22 protein-coding genes are annotated in these 24,370 nt (G+C 43.3%); 8 read left to right on the top strand and 14 right to left on the bottom strand.

The genetic code is table 11. From position 1 onward, the window contains the following. Positions 1 to 68: 68 nt before the first annotated feature. The 4 genes from AB4351_RS11030 to yegD form a co-directional block, all read right to left on the bottom strand. Positions 69 to 701 carry a LysE family translocator gene (locus tag AB4351_RS11030; protein WP_017068640.1) on the bottom strand — a complete coding sequence of 211 codons (633 nt, stop codon included), beginning with the start codon at positions 699 to 701 and terminating at the stop codon, positions 69 to 71. 150 nt (positions 702 to 851) lie between these two features. Continuing rightward, complete coding sequence (locus tag AB4351_RS11025) at positions 852 to 1,484, bottom strand: fumarylacetoacetate hydrolase family protein (RefSeq protein WP_102320581.1); 633 nt, start codon at positions 1,482 to 1,484, stop codon at positions 852 to 854. Between the two features lie 288 nt (positions 1,485 to 1,772). Next, complete coding sequence (locus AB4351_RS11020; RefSeq protein ID WP_372125982.1) at positions 1,773 to 2,831, bottom strand: porin; 1,059 nt, start codon at positions 2,829 to 2,831, stop codon at positions 1,773 to 1,775. 492 nt (positions 2,832 to 3,323) lie between these two features. Next, positions 3,324 to 4,676 (bottom strand): molecular chaperone, encoded by a 1,353-nt coding sequence (gene yegD, locus AB4351_RS11015; RefSeq protein WP_017064846.1) that lies wholly within the window; start codon positions 4,674 to 4,676, stop codon positions 3,324 to 3,326. Between the two features lie 160 nt (positions 4,677 to 4,836). Here yegD and AB4351_RS11010 point away from each other — a divergent pair, with 160 nt between their 5' ends. After that, positions 4,837 to 5,145 (top strand): DUF1289 domain-containing protein, encoded by a 309-nt coding sequence (locus tag AB4351_RS11010; protein WP_080582242.1) that lies wholly within the window; start codon positions 4,837 to 4,839, stop codon positions 5,143 to 5,145. 134 nt (positions 5,146 to 5,279) lie between these two features. Here the strand turns inward: AB4351_RS11010 and AB4351_RS11005 are convergent, their stop codons facing one another. Next, a complete protein-coding gene (locus AB4351_RS11005; protein WP_017061764.1) occupies positions 5,280 to 5,630 on the bottom strand; it encodes a HopJ type III effector protein in 351 nt (116 codons plus the stop codon). Positions 5,631 to 5,824: 194 nt separating this feature from the next. Here AB4351_RS11005 and AB4351_RS11000 point away from each other — a divergent pair, with 194 nt between their 5' ends. Next, positions 5,825 to 6,484 (top strand): PilZ domain-containing protein, encoded by a 660-nt coding sequence (locus AB4351_RS11000; protein ID WP_017064847.1) that lies wholly within the window; start codon positions 5,825 to 5,827, stop codon positions 6,482 to 6,484. A 59-nt stretch (positions 6,485 to 6,543) separates the two neighbouring features. On the opposite strand, the gene luxQ is transcribed toward AB4351_RS11000, so the two are convergent. From luxQ to AB4351_RS10975, 5 genes are all read right to left on the bottom strand, one after another. Further along, the gene (gene luxQ / locus AB4351_RS10995) at positions 6,544 to 9,117 is read right to left on the bottom strand and encodes a quorum-sensing autoinducer 2 sensor kinase/phosphatase LuxQ (RefSeq protein WP_372125980.1); all 2,574 of its coding nucleotides are present in this window, start codon (positions 9,115 to 9,117) and stop codon (positions 6,544 to 6,546) included. Continuing rightward, positions 9,117 to 10,211, bottom strand: a complete 1,095-nt coding sequence (locus AB4351_RS10990) for an autoinducer 2-binding periplasmic protein LuxP (RefSeq protein WP_371720949.1) — start codon at positions 10,209 to 10,211, stop codon at positions 9,117 to 9,119. Before AB4351_RS10990 ends, luxQ begins: the two co-directional genes overlap by 1 nt. 308 nt (positions 10,212 to 10,519) lie before the next feature. Then, a complete protein-coding gene (locus AB4351_RS10985; protein ID WP_017061768.1) occupies positions 10,520 to 10,834 on the bottom strand; it encodes a GIY-YIG nuclease family protein in 315 nt (104 codons plus the stop codon). Continuing rightward, on the bottom strand, positions 10,835 to 11,491 hold the full coding sequence (locus AB4351_RS10980; protein ID WP_017061769.1) for a YceH family protein: 657 nt from the start codon (positions 11,489 to 11,491) through the stop codon (positions 10,835 to 10,837). A gap of 56 nt (positions 11,492 to 11,547) precedes the next feature. Then, complete coding sequence (locus tag AB4351_RS10975) at positions 11,548 to 11,748, bottom strand: hypothetical protein (protein ID WP_017061770.1); 201 nt, start codon at positions 11,746 to 11,748, stop codon at positions 11,548 to 11,550. Positions 11,749 to 11,943: 195 nt separating this feature from the next. Between AB4351_RS10975 and AB4351_RS10970 the strand changes: the two genes are divergently transcribed. The 3 genes from AB4351_RS10970 (at position 11,944) to AB4351_RS10960 (ending at position 13,485) form a co-directional block, all read left to right on the top strand. Next, positions 11,944 to 12,258 (top strand): DUF496 family protein, encoded by a 315-nt coding sequence (locus AB4351_RS10970; protein ID WP_004742367.1) that lies wholly within the window; start codon positions 11,944 to 11,946, stop codon positions 12,256 to 12,258. A 197-nt stretch (positions 12,259 to 12,455) separates the two neighbouring features. Continuing rightward, the gene (locus AB4351_RS10965; RefSeq protein ID WP_372125978.1) at positions 12,456 to 13,082 is read left to right on the top strand and encodes a D-Ala-D-Ala carboxypeptidase family metallohydrolase; all 627 of its coding nucleotides are present in this window, start codon (positions 12,456 to 12,458) and stop codon (positions 13,080 to 13,082) included. A 166-nt stretch (positions 13,083 to 13,248) separates the two neighbouring features. Next, on the top strand, positions 13,249 to 13,485 hold the full coding sequence (locus AB4351_RS10960) for a hypothetical protein (protein WP_017061772.1): 237 nt from the start codon (positions 13,249 to 13,251) through the stop codon (positions 13,483 to 13,485). 31 nt (positions 13,486 to 13,516) lie between these two features. On the opposite strand, the gene AB4351_RS10955 is transcribed toward AB4351_RS10960, so the two are convergent. After that, complete coding sequence (locus AB4351_RS10955; RefSeq protein WP_372126060.1) at positions 13,517 to 16,081, bottom strand: ATP-binding protein; 2,565 nt, start codon at positions 16,079 to 16,081, stop codon at positions 13,517 to 13,519. A gap of 966 nt (positions 16,082 to 17,047) precedes the next feature. Between AB4351_RS10955 and AB4351_RS10950 the strand changes: the two genes are divergently transcribed. Further along, positions 17,048 to 18,484 carry a glyceraldehyde-3-phosphate dehydrogenase gene (locus tag AB4351_RS10950; RefSeq protein WP_017068649.1) on the top strand — a complete coding sequence of 479 codons (1,437 nt, stop codon included), beginning with the start codon at positions 17,048 to 17,050 and terminating at the stop codon, positions 18,482 to 18,484. A 239-nt stretch (positions 18,485 to 18,723) separates the two neighbouring features. Here AB4351_RS10950 and AB4351_RS10945 read toward each other — a convergent pair whose 3' ends face one another. Both AB4351_RS10945 and hcp read right to left on the bottom strand, forming a co-directional pair. Further along, on the bottom strand, positions 18,724 to 19,779 hold the full coding sequence (locus tag AB4351_RS10945) for a 2Fe-2S iron-sulfur cluster-binding protein (protein WP_372125976.1): 1,056 nt from the start codon (positions 19,777 to 19,779) through the stop codon (positions 18,724 to 18,726). Positions 19,780 to 19,880: 101 nt separating this feature from the next. Beyond that, entirely contained in the window at positions 19,881 to 21,542 is a 1,662-nt protein-coding gene (gene hcp / locus AB4351_RS10940; RefSeq protein WP_048608912.1) for a hydroxylamine reductase, read from the bottom strand. Positions 21,543 to 21,815: 273 nt separating this feature from the next. On the opposite strand from hcp, the gene AB4351_RS10935 reads away from it, so the two are divergent. Both AB4351_RS10935 and AB4351_RS10930 read left to right on the top strand, forming a co-directional pair. Continuing rightward, the gene (locus tag AB4351_RS10935) at positions 21,816 to 22,046 is read left to right on the top strand and encodes a hypothetical protein (RefSeq protein WP_017061777.1); all 231 of its coding nucleotides are present in this window, start codon (positions 21,816 to 21,818) and stop codon (positions 22,044 to 22,046) included. Positions 22,047 to 22,099: 53 nt separating this feature from the next. After that, entirely contained in the window at positions 22,100 to 23,263 is a 1,164-nt protein-coding gene (locus AB4351_RS10930) for an alpha/beta hydrolase (RefSeq protein ID WP_372125974.1), read from the top strand. A 391-nt stretch (positions 23,264 to 23,654) separates the two neighbouring features. Here AB4351_RS10930 and AB4351_RS10925 read toward each other — a convergent pair whose 3' ends face one another. Next, positions 23,655 to 24,269 carry a LysE family translocator gene (locus AB4351_RS10925; RefSeq protein ID WP_372126057.1) on the bottom strand — a complete coding sequence of 205 codons (615 nt, stop codon included), beginning with the start codon at positions 24,267 to 24,269 and terminating at the stop codon, positions 23,655 to 23,657. Positions 24,270 to 24,370 lie beyond the last annotated feature (101 nt).

Raw genomic sequence — 24,370 nt, 5'->3', positions numbered from 1 at the left:
AATGGACGCTCGTAGCGTCCATTTTTGTCTCAGCGGCTAACCACGAGAAGATGTCTGATTTGATTCGTCTACGAAGTAAAGAAAGAAGACAACATCCAGATAGCTAACACGATGAAAACTCCGCCCATGACTTTCTGTTGATAGGTACGAAACTTCGCGTTTTCTACGAGAGATTTACCAATCGTACCCACTAACGCCACCAGCAAAAAGTTAAACGTTAAGCCGAGAACATTCAGTAATAAACCCAGAACAAGCATCTGCTGACCGGAAGTCGCTTCAATATTCGTCGACACAAACTGAGGCAGAAACATCACAAAGAAAACCAACGCTTTAGGATTAAGCAGGTTACTGATTAGCGCTCTTTGATAGTACGCTTTTGCTGCAAAGTTATCGCTTAACTCAGGCGCGTTACCCTGCTCTGTTCGCAGGCAATCCCAACCCATCTTCAACAAGTACGCGCCGCCTAACAAATGGAGAGCTTTAAGCGCTATTGGGCTCATTGCGATCAACGCTGATACACCCATGGCCGCTAATACTGTCAGAATGATTCCAGAAGTCGCATTACCTAGGCTTGCAAACACGCCGACCTTACGGCCATAGCTCATGCTTGAACTCGCAATCAGTAACATATCAGGGCCAGGTAAAAGAAGAAGTGCAACAACGGCAGTCAGGTAGACAGGTAAAATGGTTAAGTCGATCATGAGGGTCAGCATTGATAAAAACGGAGGCGGATTTTATATCAATTACTAACACCCTTCCAGATGCAATCAGTTGTTCGACGTTTATTTAATCGAATTAAAAACCAACATTAAGCGACAAAGCCAATTTATTAACTAAATAGAAAAGACTAATTAACTTGCTACCCATTCGATCTCAATCAATGTCGTATCGCCACACTTTAGGCGACCAAGGAAGATATCGCCTCGATGTACGGCCCCAACACCTTTTGGCGTACCTGTCATCACAACATCGCCGTCTAGTAAGGTGGTATAAGAAGACAGCTCTTCTAGGATAGTTTTTGGAGAGTAAAGCATCTGCTCAACATGTCCTTTCTGAACACGAACACAGTTAATAAACAACTCTAGGTTTAAGTCTGCAAGGTCTAAGTTATCAATTGGAACAAAGCGACTAAATACGGCTGAGCCATCAAAAGCTTTGGCGCGTTCCCAAGGTAAGCCTTTCGCTTTTAAGCTACTTTGCAACTCACGCTTGGTGAGGTCTAACCCTAAGCCCACGGCTGAGTATTGGCCATTTTCAACGATAAAGCAGATTTCAGCTTCATAGTGCAGTGCTTCTTGATGAAACGAAGAAAGAGAGGAAGTCACGCTGGTGCTTGGTTTATTAAACACCACCATAGAGTCAGGGATCGCGTTGTTAAGTTCTTCAATGTGATCGACATAGTTACGCCCAACACACAGCACCTTGGTCGGTGTTGCGGTTCGTTTCGAATTCATCAATTGTTCCTGATCTACAACGCTGCTCATAGTTTGTCCCTGAACTATTCTTGGAACGCAGAGTTTAGCGCATCATAAAATGAGAGTCTTCGACAAGATGGTTACCAATATCTAAATTCTGATCTTTAGCTCAATTCGATGATTTGAAAGCGTTTATACGAAGGTCGCAATAGTGCGAAATCACCATTCAAGACAAAAGCCCAAAACGAAAAAAGCCCTCTCTAACCAAAAGGTTTGAGAGGGCTTAGCATGGTGTCTAGGACAGTATCCTAAAAGGTAAACCTAAGGAGTAAACACTATGCTAAATCAGTCTGCGACTTATAGGTAGTAACGAGCACCAAGTAGCCACTGGTCGTCAGCTTTTTCTTTGTACACGCCAGAACCTTGTAGGTCGAACTGGTAACCAGCAAAGCCTACGAACTGAGATGTGAAGTTGTACTCAGCTTGTAGAGCAGTTGTAGCAAATACTGTTTCACTCATCTTGTCGTCTTCTACCGCTTCGTAGTTAACGCTTAAGTTCAGGCTGTTAGAAAGTGCGTAAGAAGCAAGTAATTCAACTGCAACTGTCTCTTCTAAAGCAACACCAGCGCTTGAGTTCATGTAGTTATTCATAGCATAAACACCAGCTAAGAATAGACCTTCAGAACCGTAAGAACCGTAAGTAGCACTCACTACGTTAGAATCAGCGGTTTTAGAACCACCGCCAATGTTACCAAATGTAACATCACCAGTGTTGTATGCGTAGTTTGCTGTGAAATCAGCAATTGCGTAGTTCAATGCAATTTGAGCACGGTTACCGTATTTGTTTGTGTTTGTATCTGAAACTTTATCAGTCTTGCGGCCTTGCCATGCAACAGCTGCGTTTAGAGAACCAGCGTTACCGAAGTCGATAGCGTTGCCGTAGCTAACCATCTCTTCGCCACGACCAGTACCTAGATTACCGTGATCTTCATAGATGAAGTCATTCGCAAATGCGATTGGCATATCTGCTACACCAGCAACGTTGTAGTAAGGTGCCCATTGAGTACCTACTGCTGCACGACCGTAATCATCGTGAGAAAGGCCAACGTAACCAAGACGAGTTGTGAATGACTGATCACCACCGTCAAGCATGTTTAGCGCCCATTCACCTTTAGCATCAGCAGTAAAGCCGTTACCAAGTTCGTGAGTTGCACCGAAGTTGATACGTGGAGAAACAGTTTCAACACCGATGTCATCGCTGTTTTGACGATCGTCGCTGTTTACATCACCAACTGCAACTGAAACGTGACCGCCAACTGAGAATGTTGTGCCGTCTTCGTTGTAAAGTTCTACTGCAACTGCCTGTGTACCAAATACTGCACCAGAAATTGCTAGCGCTAAAAGTTTCTTATTCATTTGTCATGTCCATTATGTAACTGGGTGAGTTATTCACTAACAACCTCGTGCTTACGGAGAAGTTGTTACCTGCATTTAACAAGTAGGCAAACCCTAATATACGAATGACAAGAAAGTTGCATTAAAATATATAAAATAAAAAAAATCGCACTATAAAAAACAAAAATACCTTTTAAAACAGTTAATTAACACGACAATTGCTGGGATCTCCTTTCATTCTTTGAGATAAATACTTTGATTATTTTTGATTTTATAGTCACTAAAAAAGCATTAAAAATCTAAACCCAAGGTAACTCATCAGACCATCGAGAGGCTCGCCTTTGCCTTTGAAACATTTTGTAACACGTAGAGCTCAGCTGAAATATTTAGCTTTGTGAAACAAATCCCAATATGAGCTAGGAAAAATCGTTCAATAGAAAGTTCATTAGAGAAAAACAAAAAAAGGGCAACCAATCAGCGACTGGTTGCCCTTCATAACTCATCATTGAACTCTTATTTGAAGCAAACCTCAGCCCAACGAGCTAAACCTGCAGTTACTGAACCGAAGTAATTACCACTCACAATCGGTACATTCGGCACAGCTTGTTGTACGGCTTCACGAAGTATCGGTGAACGAGCGGAACCACCCGTCATGTAGATTACGTCTGGCTTTTTCTGGCCTTGTTGAATCGCTTCTTTAACCAACTCAATCATCTTAGACTTTGGTGTTTCAATCGCTTCAACCATCTGTTCGACTGAGATATCTACCTCGACCAGTTCAGAGGCAACATTAATCGCAGCACGATATTGAGGGGATTCTGCCAGCGCAATCTTGGCCTCTTCCGCTCTACGCACAATACCGTAACCCAAAGTGTCGTGATAAACCTTCATCAAACGTTCTAGCTTTTGAGGCTCTGACGCTTCTTTACGAAGTAATTTTAATGCCGCTAGGTTTTCTCTTGAATAGAAGTTCTTTTGAGCTTCAACATTATTAATCGCAATTGGGTTCCAGAATTGAGTCAGTGGCATATCAATACCCGAAATGCCTTTGCTGCCCATACCAAAAGGTGACATCAGTTGTTTGAATGCAAGATAGATATCGAGGTCATTCCCCCCTACCCTTTGCCCACTGTGTGCCAACAAGCTCTGGGTACGATCCGCTTTACCAGACCACGTTGGTCCCATTTCTAATAATGAGCAATCGGTGGTACCACCGCCAATATCAACAACCAATACTGTTTGGTTTTCAGTTAATGTGCTTTCGTAATCAAGGCCTGCGGCTACGGGCTCAAATTGAAAAGCGATATCAAGGAAACCGGCACGCTTAGCTGCGCGAGACAGTATGTCTTCAGCTTGTCTGTTCGCCTCTTCACCACCTCGACCGTGGAAGTTAATTGGTCGGCCGATAACAGCTTGCTTGATCTGCTCTTGAGTCGTGAGTTCGGCTTGATTCTTGATATTTGCCATCATGGCGCACACTAAATCTTCGAAAAAGCTCACCTGCACATCATGCAGTCCACTCGCGCCAAGGAAAGATTTAGGGGACTTAACATAATAAACATCGCGAGGGTCTTCTAAATATAAGTCCAACGCAGCCTGACCAAATGCCATGTCTTCTGGCACTAAGTCGATACTCTCTTCTCTGTTCAGCGCAATCGCACGTCGTAGTACTTGCTCACCGATCGCATCACTCGGCTTGATATTCAAGTGGCGGAATAGATGTTCAGAAACACTCTCACGAGTAGGCGCAAACACGGTTGAGGGAATATAGTGGTTGTTACCTTCTAGCGGTAACAGGCTTGGCTCTCCATTAACCATCGCCGCGACAGAACAGTTCGCTGTTCCATAATCAAATCCAATAAACATAATATCCCCCCACTCAACAAAAGGGGCGAGATGCTACATGAAAAGCCTAAAAATTACGAGGTCATTTCTAAATTTAACTGAGTAATTTCTTAGCTTAACGGCTCTTCAAGAAGAAACAAATATGCTACATTTCAGCCCAAATGAATCACAGGTTAGAGAAATGAAAACACCTTGCCGAGCGGCTTGTAAAAATAATGGCGGAATGTGTAGTGGCTGCTTTCGAACAATGGATGAAATTATAGGTTGGAAAGGCTTATCTGAAGAAGAGCAAACGTCGGTTATGGATAATCTTAGTGGCGCGAGTTCGACTCACCAATGTCCACAGTGTAATGAGCCAGCTCAATGCGATATCAGTGCGGGCAAAGAGACGTGTTGGTGTTTTGAGTTAGAAAAACGAGATACTAGCGATATTCCAAAGGCTGGAGTTTGTATGTGTCGTAAGTGCTTGTCTGCCCTGCCCGTTCAGTAGTTTAGAGCCCATTTAGTAAGTTACTGGATAGCAAGTTACTAGCCAGTTCAACATAGACAAAAAAAGCGAGAGGTTGTTTTCTCGCTTCAAAATACTGAGATTAAATCTCGACCTAATCGTTACCTGGTTAGTGTCTACTTCACTTTTGCAACCAGCGCAGGCTGAGAAAACTGGATACCATTCCAGCCATGAACCATAAAGTTACGAATATTTTGATGGTCGCTGTTCTCAGGAAAACCTAGCACGTCGTTACGATAAAATTGACCAAAACAAGCAAGTGTTTGCTCTGCTGATAGGCCTTGCTCTAAACCAAAAGCAAAAATCTTACACGAACCATTATTCTGCCCTGCAGCGTTCACTACCTCACCATTGCGAAATTCGCGCTCAGAAAAATCATAGTGAGCTTCGATAACTTGCATTGTATCTTCAAATTGCACGGCCTCTGGGGTTTCAGCCAGAGTATTCAATAAGGTTTCCAGTTCCATTTACTATTTCTCCATCAAGTATATATCTGTCAGCAGTGTATCTTGTTTTACGACAAGAGTAAGCCGTTGTTTACTTGAGATAGCGATTCACTTTTTTGTTGTACGCTGCTAATTACTTCAATGAAACTAATGACATAGTTTTATCAGGGCGTTATATTATTTTATCAAACGATTAACATTGTTCAGTAACGAATATGCATAAAGATAAAAACTTAGAACTGTTCAGATACCTAAAGCCAGGTACAAAAACAGCAGGTGTATTGGAATTTGGCCCAGACGACTCAATCCAGATCAGTACACTTTATATCGGACACAAAGAAGATCAGTACCTCATCCTAGAGCTTACGCAAAAAGCGACAGAAGCACTGACGCTGAGAAAGCTCACAAACGTTGATATTATTGTTCGTGCGATTACCGACACCGAACTTGGGCACATTGTCGCGTTCAAAACCAATGTACTGGCTCATATCACCTCTCCAGCACATCTAATCTTCCTTCGCCCACCCTCAAACTTTGCAAGCAAGCCTATTCGTGAACACGAAAGGTATAAAGTACGTCTCAGCTGTGAAGTCACTTTTGATACCTTGTCGCTGGATGCCACACTAGTCGACTTTTCAGCGTCAGGGTGCGGTATCTATCTTACCCAGCAATCAGATATTGATGTCGGCTGGAAGATAAAAGTCAATTCTGACTTAAATGAGTACTTAGATGACGATCTTGTCTACAAGGTGGTAAGTAAGAAAAGGCAAAGACAAGGCTGGCTGCTAGGTATCCAATTCCCTGAACACCTAGATATGAGTGATGAGTTGAAAACGCTGCTATTGGAACAAGCCTTTGTCGCTGGCTCGATATAAAGGCAGAAAATTAGTTACTTCTCTTCAACAGACTCCATTAAAGAGCACTAAGTTAAAGCCTAGTGCTCTGTGTCATTCCAGTATGAGTTTTTGAAATGAACAAACGCTTGGTGGAGCGACTCTTCTTTAATCGGCTTTACAATCACGTAATTCGCCCCTGCGGCCATAAAGCTGTCTCTAGTTGACTCTTGAGCATCAGCGGTACACGCATAAATAGGGGCTGACACACCAATCTCACCTCTTAGCTGCTGAGTGGTTTCAACACCACCGAGATTAGGGAGTTGGTTATCCATCAAGATCAAGTCATAGGTAATCGTCTTAGCCATCTCAATCGCTTCTAAGCCATCTTTTACCCAGGTGACGACCATGCCATATTTCTTACAGAAAGCCTGAGCAATAAAGGCGTTGGTGTGATTGTCTTCCACCAGCAACACATTCAAAGGTCGACTAAACAACGCCTCTGGCTCAACCTCAGCTTGTTGCTTAGCATCGACTAATAGCGGCTTGGCGTGTACGACTACAGGAATTTCTATCGTGAACTCTGAGCCTTGACCTATCACGCTGCGGACTTGAATGTCCCCTTCCAGCATATCGACCAGATTTTTTACAATTGTAAGTCCTAAACCAGTGCCACCATATTCACGAGTGGTGGTCTCTTCGGCTTGAACAAAGGGTTCAAAAACAGCATCAATTTTGCTTTCATCAATACCAATGCCAGAATCTTTCACTCGAACGATCAAGCTGGCGTGATCGGAGTTAAAGATACTCTCGAGCTCAAAGCTGACGGAGATACCGCCTTGATGAGTGAATTTAAAAGCATTACTCAACAGATTAAACATGATCTGATTGAGGCGTACTTGGTCGGTATTGATTTCAATGTCATCAACCAAGTGATTCACAATGGTAAATTCGACGGATTTATCTTCACACAGCGGTCGATAGATGCTGTCTAAGGTATTAACTAACTCCCCTAAACGGAAGTCTTTCTTTTGAATATTAAACTGCCCTTGCTCAATCTTTGAGAAGTCCAAGATATCGTTAAGTACCGCCAGTAAATGTTCCGCACTATTACACAGTACATCCACCTGCTCGCGATTATCTTCATTGTGCATAGAGCGCTTGAGCAGCTGAGACACACCGAGAATACCGTTGAGCGGCGTGCGAATCTCATGACTCATCTTAGCTAAGAAGTCTGCTCGCACATTCGCAAGATGCTCAGCTTCTTCTCTTGCTCGATCAGCCTGTCTTTCCGCCTCGATTAGCTTAGTAATATCTTGCCCTTGTACCACCACTCCTGTGATGCCGTGTTCCACGCGAATAGCAGACATGTTCCAACGAAACACCTTTTCACCAATGGGTACGTTAATACCCGTCAGTTTAGAACCCTGAACCACCATTTGAATATTAGGCAGCATTCGCTGCTCAAACTCTTGGGCAATTGGACCATAATTGTCATCAGCATCGAACAACGCCATGCGAGCGGCGGGGTTCATCTGAATCAAATCGCCTTTTTCAGACCAAACTAAGATAGGCGAATGAGCAAAGTTAAAGAGATCTTGGAATTTTTGATTCTGTTCAGATAAGCGCTCAAAGGTGTCTTCAAGAGTACAACCAATATGATGAAATTCGAAAATGTTAGAGCCATCGAACTTGTTGTACTCTTCGCTAGCACTTGCCGAACGAGTAAAGTCCATTAGCTTATCAAGCTCGGCTGAGACTCTCTTTTGAATCCAAGTTCGAGCAAAAAAAGACATCAATATGATCACCACAATCACCACGATGATCGCACGCTGATAATTCTCTTCTAACGCAATGAAATTATTATTTTTTTGAACAGCTCGAATGATTAAAGGAGTTTCAACAGCATTAATCTTAATGGTTGCGATGGTAACGAAATGACGCGGCAACTGTTCGTACATTTGGTAATTGAGGATGTCAGTAATGGTGTAGCTTTCATCACCACTGAATGTCGATGTCACCGGTGTACCTTGCGCTTCAATCACGATATTTTCGCTATTACTGCCCTGTTGGATTGACTCAGCCAAAGAGAAGTTATTGTCAAGCACAATGGCGATATAGAGTTGACCAAGGACTTCCCCAGTAGCGTTATCAACAATAGGGGTACGGCGAGCCAACAAGTGACGCTTACCTATATCTGTCCTCAGTTTAATAAAATGCCAATTACTGCTGAACGAAACCTCATCAGAAATATGCTTTAAGTTGGACTCATCCAAACCATAAAATTGACTGTTGCCGTCTTCCCAAGCCAAACCATCGTGGGTTGAGACAAAGCGTAAATCTGGTGCATGATCCGGTTCACGTTGGTCAACACCAAAGAAAAAGTAGCTCAGAGTCTCGTCATTACCCGTATCAAAGTGCTCTCTGAGAGTTTCACTGTGTGAGCTACTGTCTTGATGGATTTGCAGCACCGACAAACGATAATCAAACATGTTTTGGATCAGGCTTGAGGTTTGCTGTACCGTTCGATTCGTCTCTTGCTGTACGATATTACTGCTGGTTTCATAATTATGAATAAGCACGCCAAGTGCCATCACGCCTATCACCAAAATAACGATACGCGTAATGAGTCTAGCTAAAGTGTTTCTAGGTGTACTGGCGTAACTTTTCTTCATTAGTGACCTGAGTACCTAAATGCTCGCTGTTTAAGTTCTGAAATACGTTCTGGGGAATCTTCCTTGGTGACAATTTCAAATTCACCAGAGTAAACGGTAGGCACTTCCAAACCGGCTAGATCCCACTTGATCGCCTCTGCCATTGCAATGCCTGTATCGTCGTTCATACGCATGACAGTAACATCTAGGTCGCCCCTTGCAATGGCTTCAAGTTCAGCAGAGCCGCCTCCCCAACCATTCACTAAGATGTCTTGGCCCGATTCACGAATCGCTTCCATTGCACCGAGAGCGACATCCGTTGAACATGCATAGATAAAGTCTAGATCCTTATCGTTCTCTATGCTGATTTTAGCCGCTTGGTAGCCACTGTCTTTGTTTGATTTTGTGTAAAACGAAGACTTAAGGGTAAAGTTGGTATCCGTATTCACTTCATGGATAAAAGTATCTCCACGCGCATCACTGATATAGCCTTGTGAGTAATACAAAACAGAATACTTACTGTCTGGCGGACTTACTTGTTTAAAATAGTCCGCCAGTTTTAAACTGCCTGTCGCATGGTCAAAACCCACATACATAAATGGCTGTCTATCTGCCCAAGCTCGCACTGGCGTCGTGATATTTTGAAGAATCAGTTTGGTGTCTGTAGAGGTCAACACGTGCTCGATAAACTTGCGGTGGCGCGTGGTATCTAGCGTGAAAATCAAATAATCCGTCTTGTTTTCAATCGCTTCTTGCAACGAAATACTCTGCTGCGCGAGATCGGCATTAATACGGGTAAACACTTGATTTATTTGATAGCGGATCTTCAGCCTATCGAGACGCTTCTCAAAAGCTTGAATATTGCGAACCCAGTAATCCGAGATCTGTTGGCCCGGATACACCACGGAAATCGTAATTGGTTTGTCTTGGATTCTTCTCAGTGGCACAGGGTGATTTTGTACAGCCTCGACCATTTTATCGGTCAATGCTCTTTGTTCTGGAAAAGTGGAAAGATAATCTTGGTATTCCCAGTACCCATTGAGGACATGAGTACCATGGGAGAGAGCGGACGCAGAAAATACGGCAAGTCCAAACAACATCAGTAAACGTTTCATATTTTTCTCGTTTTATATGAGCTACTTTGGCTCATTTTTTAACCTAGCATGACACCATCTCTTTGTATGGCTAATGGATATTATGTAGGACAACGATGATAAATGATAGCGTCTAACACTAATTAGAACGACATTCTAAATGAGCAATATGTTAATTTGGAATGGAGATTAAGAACAACGAGTTAAATTATGATTTCAGCCCATTCACGGTAAGAGTAATTACCATTTAAATTCATAAGCTTAGCTAGAGCCGATATAGCTCCTTACACTATTAAGATTTAATCAATAACAAACATTTTAGCTATGAATTATGAGACTTCGATATATTGAATTTTGTCTTTTTGCCACTCAATAATCAGTTTGAGTGATACCAGTTTTTCTTTGCGGGATTTGGGCAACTGCTTGATCGCGTATTCGGTTTTCAACGCCTCACTTTTTGAGCCAACACCAAAGCTCCAAACCAGCTTAAGTGGGCCTTTACCTTTTAAAGCTTTGGCGCCTTTACCGGTTTGATGTTGTTCAAATCGACGTTCTAGATTGTTCGTCACGCCACAATAAAGGGCATTGTGACGATTGCGGATCAAGTACACGACCCAATCCGCATTTTTATCAGCATCTGACATTTAAAGCAGTGATTCAACCAGAGCCTTAAGCTCTGCCACTTCTGCTCGTAGGCTTGCAACTTCAGACTCAAGCTCTTCAAACTTTTCACTCGTTGCAGAGGGGGCAGCCGCGCTTACTGATGCCATCGCAAACGCTTCAACGTCCACTTCACCGCTCAACAAATGCTGGTACCGTGATTCACGTTTACCCGCTTCGCGTGGCAGCTTCACAACCAAGGCACCTGCTTCTCTTGCAGCGAGTTTGTCTAATGTTGCTTCTACTTCTTTCACATCACTAAAGTTTGCAAGGCGACCCGTTCGAGTACGAAGTTCACCGGGTGTTTGCGCACCGCGCAGTAACATACAGCAGATGATTGCACGCTCTTGCTCTGTAAATTGCAGATCGCCGAACTCAGTGTTGCAGAAACGATGCTGATACTTATTAACACGGCTATTGAAGCTGCTCTCATCACTCACCATGCGACGTCCGATTAAACCATCAACTGCATCTAAAACATCTGACTCAGAAAGAGAGAGAACAGGTTCACGGTTACTCTTTTGATTGCATGCCGTGGTTAAACTGTTCAGTGTCAGTGGGTAATGATCGGGAGTAGTGACTTCTTTCTCGATCAAACAACCGATAATTCTCGCTTCAATTGGGGAAAGTACTGTGTTCATCGTTTTTCCTTTTTATTATTTTGATAATTCCATCTCAACACCTAACAATGCAGTAACTAGTGTTCAGACAAAATTGGTACTCGTTTCTTTCTGCCCTGTTCATCAATCATTATGATCTTAGAACGGTTTAGCTCTATTTCCACGACTTCCAAATAAGTACGCTCTTGTACATACGCATCACGAAGCTTGTTTTGTTCTGCTGAAGATTCAGTGACATTCTCGTCCAATTCTTCGTTTTCCAATTGTTGTTGATTCATTTCACATTTCGTATCAATGCAGTATCTACATGGGATACTAACTTGAACGGTAAGATAAAAACAATCACACATCAGCGAGAGTGACGAATAATTAAACAACCTTACTTTTGCTTTGATCTAAAGACTGTTACATCATCAATTGATGTGCTTTAATCAGAAGCAGACAACGTATTTGACGAATAGGAAAAGGAATCTATGAGCAGCGTATTTGAAATTGTTAACCAAGCACGACGTAAGAACAAACTTAAGCGTGAACTTTTAGACAACGAAAAGAAAGTTCGTGACAACCGTAAGCGTGTCGACCTTCTTGATAACCTACTTGATTACATCAAGCCAGAGATGACCCACGACGAGATCCTAGGCATTATCAAAAATATGAAAGCTGACTACGAAGACCGTGTTGATGACCACATCATCAAGAGCGCTGAGATTTCTAAAGCTCGCCGTGACATCAGCCGTCGCATTCGTGAACTGACAGAAGAAGACAAGCAAATCCAAGGTAAGAAGTAATCTAACCTCGCTAATTTACTTGTAACAATGTTAGTAACCCACTCTTAGTAGTGGGTTTTTTTTACCTAAACTCCAGCGTCTATACTTAAGCATCTAAACCTAACCGTCTAGGCTTAAGCGTACCTAAGCAAAATGAATGAAACTCAACAGCAGTATCAAACTAAATAACGAGTGTACACTAGCGATGGAGAGACTTTATGTACGGAAGTATTCTGATAACCTTGGCGTTATCAACGACACAACCTTACCCTGAAAAATTTGAGAAACTTTATACCGAAGAAACCGAAATCACTTATGACGATCTCGTGGTCGATGTTCATGGCTACAAGGTTCCGACCCGATCAGCATTTCGAGGTTGGATGCTCCTCAATCACGCTCAAGACCAAGTGAGAGCAATCGGACAACAACTCAAGGACAATGGCGTTACTCAGAGCATGCCTCTGCATCTCGTTCTATTGCAAGGGACGGATTGGGCAATGAGTAATACAACCTTGTTTACCCTCCCAAATAAGAAACATGTGCCAAACATGATCAATACCCTGAAGTACATACAACAATATATTGAGCCTGAAATCGGTGTTGTTATACCAGTATCTGGAGAGCGATCCGATATCTACAATCAACAAGCTGGTGGTGCACTGCGAAGTAAGCACTTAGAGTTTTGTGCCTTAGACCTAGTGCCTGCAAATGACATTACTCGCGAAGATCTACACGTGAAACTTAAAAATATTCATTCGGAATTCGGGCAAAAAAATAATGTTGGGCTTGGTTTATATTCAGGTGTTCGATTCCACATCGATACTTGTGGGTTTAGACAATGGTAAAGAAACACGATCAAGTCATAAAGACCTGCAATTCGCACGTGTCACTTAGACTCTAAAAACAAGCGAAATTACATAAGATTATGATTTTAAATGTAAATTAAAACTGGAACGCTAATTGATATTAATAACAAGTATCATAATTATTAATAGCAATTAGGAATTCAATATGAAGACGATGACTCAACGCTTTCAAACTCTGCTTTCTGTTTCAAACTTCAGTCTAGCTATCACAACCTTGCTTATGCTTCTCAGTATTATTGTTGCTTATCCAATGGCCGATCACTTCTCACTGCCAATTCAAATCGTCGCCCACATCAGCACCATCTTAGTCGCAGCCTTGCTGAACATCAGCTATGTCGGTCGTTGCCTTGCACAATACAACCTTGGATTGGAAGTTCGTTAAGTAGCGCCGCGCTAGCCTTGATACGGGAGCCCTAGACAATATCAAGGCTACTGAAAAGATCGTACAGCTGGTGAGATTTATAGGGTTTAGGTAAGTAGGCGTTCATACCGGCTTCAAAACAATCTTTGATGTCTTCTTCTAGAACACTGGCGGTTAAAGCTATGATGGGTAATGGTGTCACTTGTTGATCGGCTTCCCACTGACGTATCGCACGAGTCGCCGTTATGCCATCCATAACAGGCATCATGCAGTCCATTAAGACTGCATCAAACTGAGCACCCTGGGTGATGACATCCACCGCTTCTTGGCCATTACTGGCAATCAAATATTCATAACCCGCTTGCTCAAGGAAGAAGCTCGCTATTTTTTGATTCATCAGATTGTCTTCAACGATCAAAATGCGTCGATTCAGAGAGCGAACTTCTTCATCTTTTGCTTCCACTTGAGGCGTTTGCTCTTCGCCCACATCGAGAGATTGTAAGCTGGTTAAGAAACGTCGGCCCAAGAATGGCAAGGTATGAGTCGAGTGGACCGTTTCTCTGATTAGGTTGGTTTTAAATAGGTGATGCTGACAAACGATGACGCGAGCAAGAGGATATATCACCTTCAACGTCGCAAGATCTTTTTCCATAGAGTGGTGCAAGGTATGACAATAAAGTATGAAGTCACTTTCTTTTACACTTTCACTAAGGGCAGCAATGGATGACACCACATTGGCTCGAACATTCAAACGCTCACACTCTTTAACGAGCTGATCGAGGTAATTGAAAGAGTTCGAGATGATGGTCGCTCGGCTCAGGTTATCGAAAGTTTGAACAGGCGCTTCTACAACATCGACATACAAACAAAAAGTGAATGTAGAGCCCTCTCCTTTCACTGAACGCGCGGTAATGTAACCACCCATCAAATCAACAAGCTGTCGACAAATCGCAAGCCCTAACCCCGTACCGCCAAATTGACGGGTAATGCTGCCATCTTCTTGAGTGAAAGGTTCAAATATGGACTCTAACTTCTCGGGCTCAATCCCAATCCCGGTATCAGACACGCTGCATTCAAGCTTGCCCCTGCCCATAGACATAGGTGTATAAGCAATGTCAGTTGTAATTGTGCCCTTAGAGGTAAATTTGATGGCATTAGAAAGCAGATTGGTCAGCACCTGTCTCACGCGGTACTCATCGAAAAACAGTTGTGACGGCGTTTGATAATCGATATTGATGTCGAGCTCAATATCCTTACTTATCGCTTTCGACTGAATCACACTCACAGAGTCATAAACCGCTTCTCGCAAATCAGCATTGTGTGGTGACAACATCAAGTTACCCGACTCGATTTTAGACAGGTCGAGTATGTCATTCAGCAGCACCAGTAAAGAGTGAGAGGACGATTCGATATCCCCCAGTACTTCTTGTTGATTTGGGCTCAGTTGGCTTTGAGATAAGATCTCAGCCATGCCAATGATCCCGTTAAGTGGCGTGCGTATTTCATGTGACATATTTGCTAAGAATGCGCTTTTGGCTTTGTTAGCCGAAATCGCGTCTTCTTTTGCTGTTATCAACTCTTTGTTGTGCAGATAGTTGCGTTCCATCACTCGATTTAGGGTTTCAGTGAACTCGGCAAGCTCATCGTTCCCTTGGATACGAATCACCTTTGGCTGGCCGTAGCTATCAGCGCATTCCGACACACCTTTCAAAATAATCGACAGGTTTTTGTTTAAGCGCAGAGATGTCGCAACCCCAAGCCACATCAAAACACCAGAAGCGATGAGTATAAGCAACGTCATGACCAAGGTTTGCCTTTTCTGCAACGCGATATTCTTGGTCAGTTCAAACTGTATTTGATTGGTGTAAGCGCCAATCGCGTTTGAAATAGCCCGTTTTTTAACCTCTAAGCTTTTCAAGTGTTGATATATTTCGGGTGATGAAAAGTCCCCTTTGAGGATTCGAGATGTAAATTTGTCTTGGAATTCATCTTTGGCGACCGCGTTTAGCAACTGTCTAATGTTTGGAGAACGCGTATCCGAACGGAAAAATGTATCTAATAGCTGTTGCTGCCTCTCTAGAGCAGCGACATAGCTAAGCAAGTATTGGTTTTTAAACTCTGGGGAGCGATTCAAACTGAAGCTTAACCACGCTTCTCTCTGAGTCCAAAACACATAATGCGTAAGATTGATAAACATCGCTTCAGCTTGACCGATATTTTCATCGACTAAGGCCATACGATATTCAGACAGCTCCATCAGCACGTCTTTTAACAAGTCGAAAGCGCGCTCTGTCAATTTTCTGCTGTCTGTCGTTTCAGGTGTACTAGCTAGGATCATCAACAACTTTTTCAATTCAGCTAACTGAGGGTCAATACTCCAATTGCTGTCGAACCGTTGAAGTCGCATTCCATACTGAGTCAGTCTATCCAGTTCTGATTGCAGTGTTAAAAGCAACTGACCTTTCTCAGGGGAATCATTAGACAGCACCAACCATCGATAAGCATCACTTGAAACCGTATTAAAAAATTGAAGCGCTTCGACCTTAATACGCGTTGTTTCAAGGTGATTCATCTTCTCATCGTTCTTAAGCACTTCATTCACTGTAAACCCGAACATAATGAGTACAGAAACCGTGGAAAGAAAAATAAGACGCCATCTAATTGACATGTTTATCATTTTTATAACTACTCCCTTCCCGCAAGTAATTTACCTAACCCAAATTAAGAATAGGACATTAACAGGGGGTTATTGATCAAATTGGATATGAACAAATGATACTCTGAGCCCAGAACGAAAAATTAGAATCAACAGGCATCCAAAACAGGGCTTTAAAGCGGAGGAGTCTGCTTTACTAAGTGAGATTGAGACAAGCCGATTTTAGACAAGTGAACGTTACGTGAGAGAGGTCTACTCGAGGAGGTTTCTACAAATGAGATGTAAGCAAGCGAGGTTTCAGTGAGCAAAAGGTAAACAAAAGACGTTTTCTCCAGTTATTATCACCGGCATAACAAGTACACATCCACATTCTGCGGCTCAACTAGACTGTGAATAATGACTCTGCGTGCTAACAAAGTGGATAGTTAGGTTAAAATTGTGACATCCAATCGTTTGCGTGATGCACTTTTCACACTCAAGCTAGGCTTATTCAAAGGTCGAACATCAATACTCGTTAATTCCCTTATTTATCGTTTACTGTTTACGTGTAACTTGAGTTAACGATCACACCTTTAATGTTCAATATAACCTGTATTACATATTATCCTTTGAATTGAGTATTTTTTGACGAAAAATAAGTGCTACAGATTGTTAAAGTCAATAGTCTTTATCTACGTTCAAATCTTGATTTATGGCTAATATAAGGCCAATTTACAGATATTTTGTCTGCATTTATTTTTCCTAGCAGAATAACCCGTCGCACCTTACAATCCTGCCACATAAAAATTACAAGTTACACACAAGGTATATCAGCACATTTAAGTGGCAATAGAGACCACAGACTGATGCCTCAAATCCCCTATGCTGATTGGCTTCCCTACAACCGCCATGAATGCAGAAACTTAACGTGAAAGGTCCCGAGTAAAGATGAGTCCCGAAAAGCACCTCCTAGATTGGCAAACTAGTCAAACCATTGCTGAATCCATCGCTCCAACTTTAGGTCAGTTATACCGTCAAAAAGGCGTAGAAGTTATCCTCTTTGGTAAGACCTTAGTTAACGCGACAACTATCGACATCATCAAAGCTCACCGCATCGCAAAACGTTACACTGGTTCTCCTCTTACAGCAGAACAGACTCAACCTATCATTCAACACCTTCTCTCTATGGACTTATCTCCATGTCGTATTGATGTTGGTCGCCTTGCGCATTCATTCTGGCAAGATCGCGAAGACACACATGGGTTGGATGATTTCCTACAAACTGCACTTATCGAATCGCTTGAAGGCGATGCAATGACAGAACCTCGTGACGTTGTATTGTACGGTTTTGGTCGTATTGGCCGACTGCTCACTCGTCTGTTGATCGAGAAAAGTGGCCCGGGTTACCCACTGCGTTTACGTGCAATCGTTGTACGCGGCGGCAAAGATGGCGACCTAGAAAAACGTGCAAGCCTGCTTCGTCGTGACTCTGTACACGGCCAATTCAACGGCAGCATTGTTGTAGACCAAGAACGCAAAGCGATCATCGTTAACGGTAACTTCATCCAAGTTATCTACGCAAACAAACCAGAAGAAGTGGATTACACGGCTTACGGTGTTGAAAATGCACTTGTGGTTGATAACACAGGCGTATGGCGTGACGCGGAAGGCCTGAGCCAACACGTTGCGTGTAACGGTGCGAAGAAAGTGCTACTGACTGCACCTGGTAAAGGCGACATCAAGAACGTGGTATTTGGTGTGAATGAAAATGTTATTCAGCCAGAAGACACCATCATCTCTGCAGCAAGCTGTACTACTAACGCAATCACGCCAGTATTGAAAGCGGTTCACGACAAGTTTGGCGTGCTGTCTGGTCACATCGAAACGGTGCACTCATTTACCAATGATCAAAACCTAATCGATAACTTCCACTCGGGTGATCGTCGTGGTCGTGCTGCATCATTGAACATGGTACTGACATCGACTGGCGCTGCTAAAGCAGTATCAAAAGCGATGCCGGAAATGGAAGGTAAGCTAACAGGTAATGCGATTCGCGTACCTACGCCAAACGTTTCAATGGCAGTTGCGAACCTAAACCTTGAGAAAGGCACAAACAAAGAAGAGTTGAACGAGTACCTGCGTGAAATGGCGCTGTCTTCTGCTTTGTCTGCACAAATTGATTACACAGACTCGACTGAGATTGTATCTACCGACTTGGTTGGCTCTCGTCACCCAGGTGTGGTTGACGGTGTGGCGACTATCGCACAAGACAACCGTGCCGTGCTGTACATTTGGTACGATAACGAGTTTGGCTACAGCTGCCAAGTTGTTCACTGTATGGAACAGATGATGGGTGTTCGCTACAAGACATACCCAGAAGTTTAATTAACTTCGCTCTTGTAGATACGTCCATCGCAACAAGCTCCACAACATAATAACTATATCTGCGAAGTCTGTATGGGCTTCGCAACCCCTTTTGTTTTACTCCCCCGTATAAACAAAAGGGTTGCCACTTAGATCTGCTCTCTCTAACTGATCTAGGTGGCCTTTTTACATCTAGCACTCTAACTTTTATCTCGATGACAAGACCTTGTTTTCATCACTCTTGCACAGCTTCACGCCTGTTATAACTCAACCTCAACATCTGACTGAATCGAACTTGAACATGCGAGCACGTAGCCCTGTTCAATCTGTTCTGGCGTCAATGTCTCTTGGCTGCTTGATTCCACAGACCCTTTGGTCACTTTGCATTTACACGAGCCACAAATCCCGCTGCGACAAGCGATAATAATTGGAACGCCTGCTTTTTCTAATGAATCCGCCAATGGTGTGCCAGTTTCCGCTTCAACTTCAGCGCCGAACGCAGGCACAAATACCTTAACTGCACTATTCGTATCGTCAGCAACTTCGGCGTTTGACGCTTCTGATTGAGCATTCTGAGTAGCAGGAGTAAAGCTTTCTTGATAGAAGTTATCCATGTTGAACTCAAGCTCTTTCAGATAGCTCTCAATATCTTGCATGAAGCCGACAGGCCCACACAGGTAAACAGTCCTGTCTAAGATATCTGGGCTCAGTTTCACCAACCAGTTTTTATCTAAACGACCTTGAGGGGCAGTTGTTCCTTCGTTGTCTTTTAACAGAAGTTTTAAGTTGAAATTGGCATGTGATTCATCGAGCTGATGAAGTTCTTGAAAGTAGATAGTCTCAAGCTTGTTGCGAGCCATGTGGACGAAATCAATCTCAATGTCACTGTCTCGAGACAGCCAATACTTTACCATCGCCATTACTGGTGTAATGCCACAGCCTGCACTCACTAGCGTTACTTTCTTTGTTGCCGTTGGCATGCAATCAATACAATTAAACGAGCCTGCCGGCTTCAACACAGAAACCTCGTCGCCTTCATCAAGCTCATCAACAATAAAGTTCGAAACCAAGCCACCTTCCACACGCTTGACCGTCAACTTCAGGCGTTTATCTTCTGGGCAAGAAGCCACTGAATAAGCACGGTAATCGGTTTTCGTCGGCATATCTAAACCCAAGGTGATGAACTGACCGGGCTTAAAATTGAAATGTAAGTCTTGTGGAATACTGCCAAGCTCAAAGCTGACCGTATCTGGCGCCTCGTGCCATTTCTTTAAACACACTAAATTGATTGAATCGCTATCCGACCATGCATACATAGTTCACACACCTTACTGATACTAAAGAATTAAATCTAGAAAGCCCCGCCGCTGCACGTTCCTAAAGAACAGCAACAACGGGGCTTGGGAGTGGGCTTATATTAAGCCGCTAAGATTGTTTTAAGATCTTGCTCTGGCGTTGAGATAGAACGCATGTCGAACTCGTCTTGAATAATCTTTAGTAGGTTCTCTGTTAGGAAAGCTGGCGCTGTTGGCCCTGTGTAAATGCCTTTCACACCAAGAGCAAACAGAGTAAGCAGGATAACGATCGCTTTTTGCTCGAACCAAGAAAGAACCAGTGTTAGCGGTAGTTCGTTGATGCCACAATCAAACTCTTGCGACAGCGCAAGAGCAAGCTGAATCGCTGAGTAAGCATCGTTACATTGACCAACATCGAGCAGACGTGGAATACCGTTAATGTCACCGAATTGGTTTTTGTTGAAACGGAATTTACCACACGCCAATGTCAGGATTACTGAATCTTCTGGTGCTTGAGCTGTGAAATCTGTGTAGTAGCTACGTTCAGATTTGTCGCCATCACAACCACCCACAAGGAAGAAGTGCTTGATGTTGCCTTCTTTCACTTGTTCAACAACCGCAGGCGCAGCTTCCATCAAAGCATTACGACCAAAGCCGACAGTGATCATTTGCTCGATCTCGTCATGCTTGAAGCCTTCTTGCGCAAGAGCACAATCAATTACTGCACTGAAATCGTCACCTTCAAGGTGAGCAACACCCGGCCAGCCTACGATGCTACGCGTAAATAGGCGGTCAGCGTATGAGCCCACATCAGGATTAAGCAGACAGTTCGATGTCATTACGATCGCACCTGGGAAGTTCGCAAATTCTTTTTGCTGGTTCTGCCAAGCACTACCGTAGTTACCCGCAAGGTGTGGATATTTGTTTAGTTCAGGGTAGCCGTGTGCAGGTAGCATCTCACCGTTGGTGTAAACGTTAATGCCCTTGCCTTCCGTTTGTTGAAGGATCTTTTCTAGATCATGCAGGTCGTGACCAGAAACAAGGATACAGTGACCTTGCTTCGTCTTCACATTCACAGTTGTTGGTTGAGGGTGACCAAATGTATCTGTCTCGCCTTTATCCAGCATTTCCATGACTTTGTAGTTCATCAAGCCAATCTGCATAGACGTATCTAACAGTTGTTTTAGGTCTGATGGATCCGTACCTAGGAAAGCCATGATTTCATGGTATTCAGCAAAGATAGCATTGTCAGTTTGACCAAGAACACGTGCGTGCTCCATGTAAGCTGCTGCACCTTTTAGCCCGTAAAGACAAAGAAGGCGAAGACCAATCACATCTTCGTGTTGAGAGTCGTGACCACGGTTTACCGCCGCTTGAGGGGCAAGCGCCAATAGCTCTGAAGAGTCCGTTGGAAGGTCGAATTGAGCAGCAGCAGAAAGCGCTGGGATCTCAAAACCAATCAATGTCGCTGCCGCGCGAACCTGTTGTTCTAAGCGCTGCTTAAATTCATGAGATTGCTGTGCAAATTCAATGATACGAGCAGGGTCGAAGTTAACGTTGGTTAATGTTGCGAAAAACGCTTTTGGCGCCCACTCGTCGATTTCAGTATCAATAACATCACACGCACGGCCCAAATTGGCCCAAAAAGAAACACCTTGAAGAGAATGCACCAACACGTCTTGAAGGTCGGATACTTCAGACGTTTTTCCACACATGCCTTGTGCGAAAGAACAGCCTTTTACGGTTGGGGTTTGAATTGTTTGTTCACATTGAATACAAAACATATAAGGGCTCCAGTAATTTTTATTAACTGTAAGTACTTTGCTTACAGTGACTTATTCCAAACCCTATAGAGCATTAAGCGTGCCAACCTTTAAGTTATTGATTTTATTTAACTTAGTTTTATTCCATATTTTTAGTGCGTGATTATGACTACATATAAACTCCCTAACAGCACACATCCGTGTCATAGTGACTCTCTGAGATTTATTAACGACGTTCATGTTTCGTTCAGAATAGAAGCGATAAAGTAACAACATAGAAAAAGAGGAATGAATATGAAAAATATATTAGTTACGATTGTTGCATTGTTTACTGGCCTTTTGGCGTTATTCACAAGCTTGATCCTTGCTATTCCTTTAGCTATTGCAGCTTTAATTACTGGCAAGCGCATTCAGAATCAAATGAAGAAACAAGGTTTCGCAGCACATATGAACACTCGTCAGTCATCAACCAATGATGCCGGTGTTATTGAAGGTGAATACGAAGATCTTTCAAGCAAAAAGTAACCTAAACTTTAGTTTCAGACATAGTGAAAGCACAACAGAGACAAAATTACATAATGCAAAGAAAGCCCCTGCTAGCACTGCTGGCCTTAACGACTTTAAGTCTCGTTGGTTGTTCCAACGAGACACCGATACCCGCTTACGAAACATCTCCAGACTTACCTAGCTATCAGCAAGACAGCTTCGATGCCTACGTTAATGACACCCAAGATTGGTTATTGAAAAACCGTGTGTTCATGACGGAAGACAAGCAACTCGAGATCCAACTCAATTCACCAACCGAGTATCAACCAACCTCGCCAAACGGTAAGGCGGTGTTATTGGTTCATGGATTAGGCGACTCACCTTATTCATTTAAAGACATCGCTACGCATTTGGCAGAGCAAGGTTACTTAGTGAGAACCGTATTACTTCCGGGTCACGGCAGTCGCGTGGGTGATTTAATGCAGCCGAGCCTAGAAGATTGGCAAGGTGTGGTAGCTCATCATACGAAGTTACTTGAGCAAGAGTATGATTCTGTTTGGCTAGGCGGCTATTCAACCGGCGCGAACCTCGTGACTTCACAGGCGATGAACGATCCTAAGATCTCTGGGTTACTGTTGTTCTCTCCTGCGTTTCAACCAAGCTCGTCTGCTGTTCAATACGCAGGGCTAGCAAGCTACTTTGTCACTTGGGCTGATCAAGATCCTGAAGACAATGTGTTGCGTTACAACTCGTTGCCAATGAACGGAGCCTCGGTTTACTACGAGACATCAGAAGTCGTACGTGATGACTTACAAGATAAACACTTCGACAAACCAGTGTTTATTATGATGAGTGAAGGCGACAGCGTGATTGATACCAACTACGTTCAGCAAGCCTTTACTGAATCAATGCCGAATCCAAACAATGTGTTGGTTTGGCAAGGAGAGACGACTCTCGAGGATCCTCGCGCTGTTCAGTACAGCATGAAAATTCCAGAGCAACGTATCTCGAACGGCTCTCACATGGGCTTACTGTTCTCACCAAATAACCCTTATTACGGAATCAATGGTAGCGAGAAGATTTGCTCCAATGGTCAGGCAGAAGGCTTTGAAGAACAATGTAACGCAACCAGTGAGGTTTGGTATTCAGCTTGGGGCTATCGTGAAGAAGGGAAGAACCATGCGCGTTTGACCTACAACCCCTACTTCTCAGACTCGATGGCGAAGTTAAATGCCGTGCTGAACTCTGAAGGCTAATACGCTCAAGCCTTTCGAAACCAATCCATAGAACTCAAAAAGGCTCACTAGATAACCTCTAGTGAGCCTTTTTAATGAGTGTCGTTTCTGGTGAACGTCTAGGGTCTGTTGACCTTTAGAGCTGATTTTTGCAGCACTTTGTGGGAAATTTCTACAAGGCAGAGGCTTTGAAGTGTAGCTAGCCTATATGAGAAGCCGATAACGCAGTAGAAATGAACCACAAAGGCTGCCCGAAGGGTTCGGCTAGAATCGTTTTATGCTTTGTTAAGAAGTATTAACTTAGAATGACTAGGCTACATACTCCTTGCCGCGCCTAAAACGATTCTATCTCGAACAAAATTTAACCACTAAAAGTTAACAGACCCTAGTTACTTATTCTTATCACGCACTGCTATATCGTCCACACCACGCGAACAGCAAGCAAGATCAACACCACGCCAGATAGTCGATCAATCAACTGAGCTTTCGAGCGAATACGTTCAACAATCAACGGGCTAGACAGTACCAAGGTGATAAAGGTGTACCAAAGACCGTCGACAATCAGCGGTGTTGAGACAATGATAATCTGATTGGTCAGTTCATTACCTAGCGCAACAAATTGGCTAAACAGAGCGATGAAGAACAACGCGATCTTTGGGCTCAAGATAGAGATCAAGAAAGCCTCACGAGCAGACTGCATGTAACTCATCTTCTCACCTGCTTCTAATTTCGCGGCAACACCACCTTTCGAACGCAACGCGTTTACGCCGAGATAAAGCAGATAAGCAGCACCCGCTAAACTAATACCTTTAAACAACATTGGGGATTGCTCAAGCACAACAGCTAAACCAACAATGGTTGCGAACGCATAAATACCGATGCCAGCAGCGTGTGACCAAGCTGCGATAAGCCCGTTCATACGTCCACCAGCCAAACTGTGTTTAGCGATCATCGCCAAGCTTGGGCCCGGAGACATTGCACCCAACAAGCAAATCGCTAATAAAGAAAACCAAATTGTTACTGTCATCATTCCATTCCTAATAAAATAAAGCGTTCCAGCTGCACGCTCTACGCTTAATACTCAATACTTGGCACTTACCATAATTCGCAGGAGGTATTATTTGAAAT

This window comes from Vibrio sp. 10N.261.51.F11 (genome assembly GCF_041471665.1).
Classification (GTDB): Bacteria; Pseudomonadota; Gammaproteobacteria; order Enterobacterales; family Vibrionaceae; genus Vibrio; species Vibrio crassostreae_C.
Note: the sequence above shows the minus strand (reverse complement) of the source record. Positions and strands in the feature narration are given on the sequence as shown.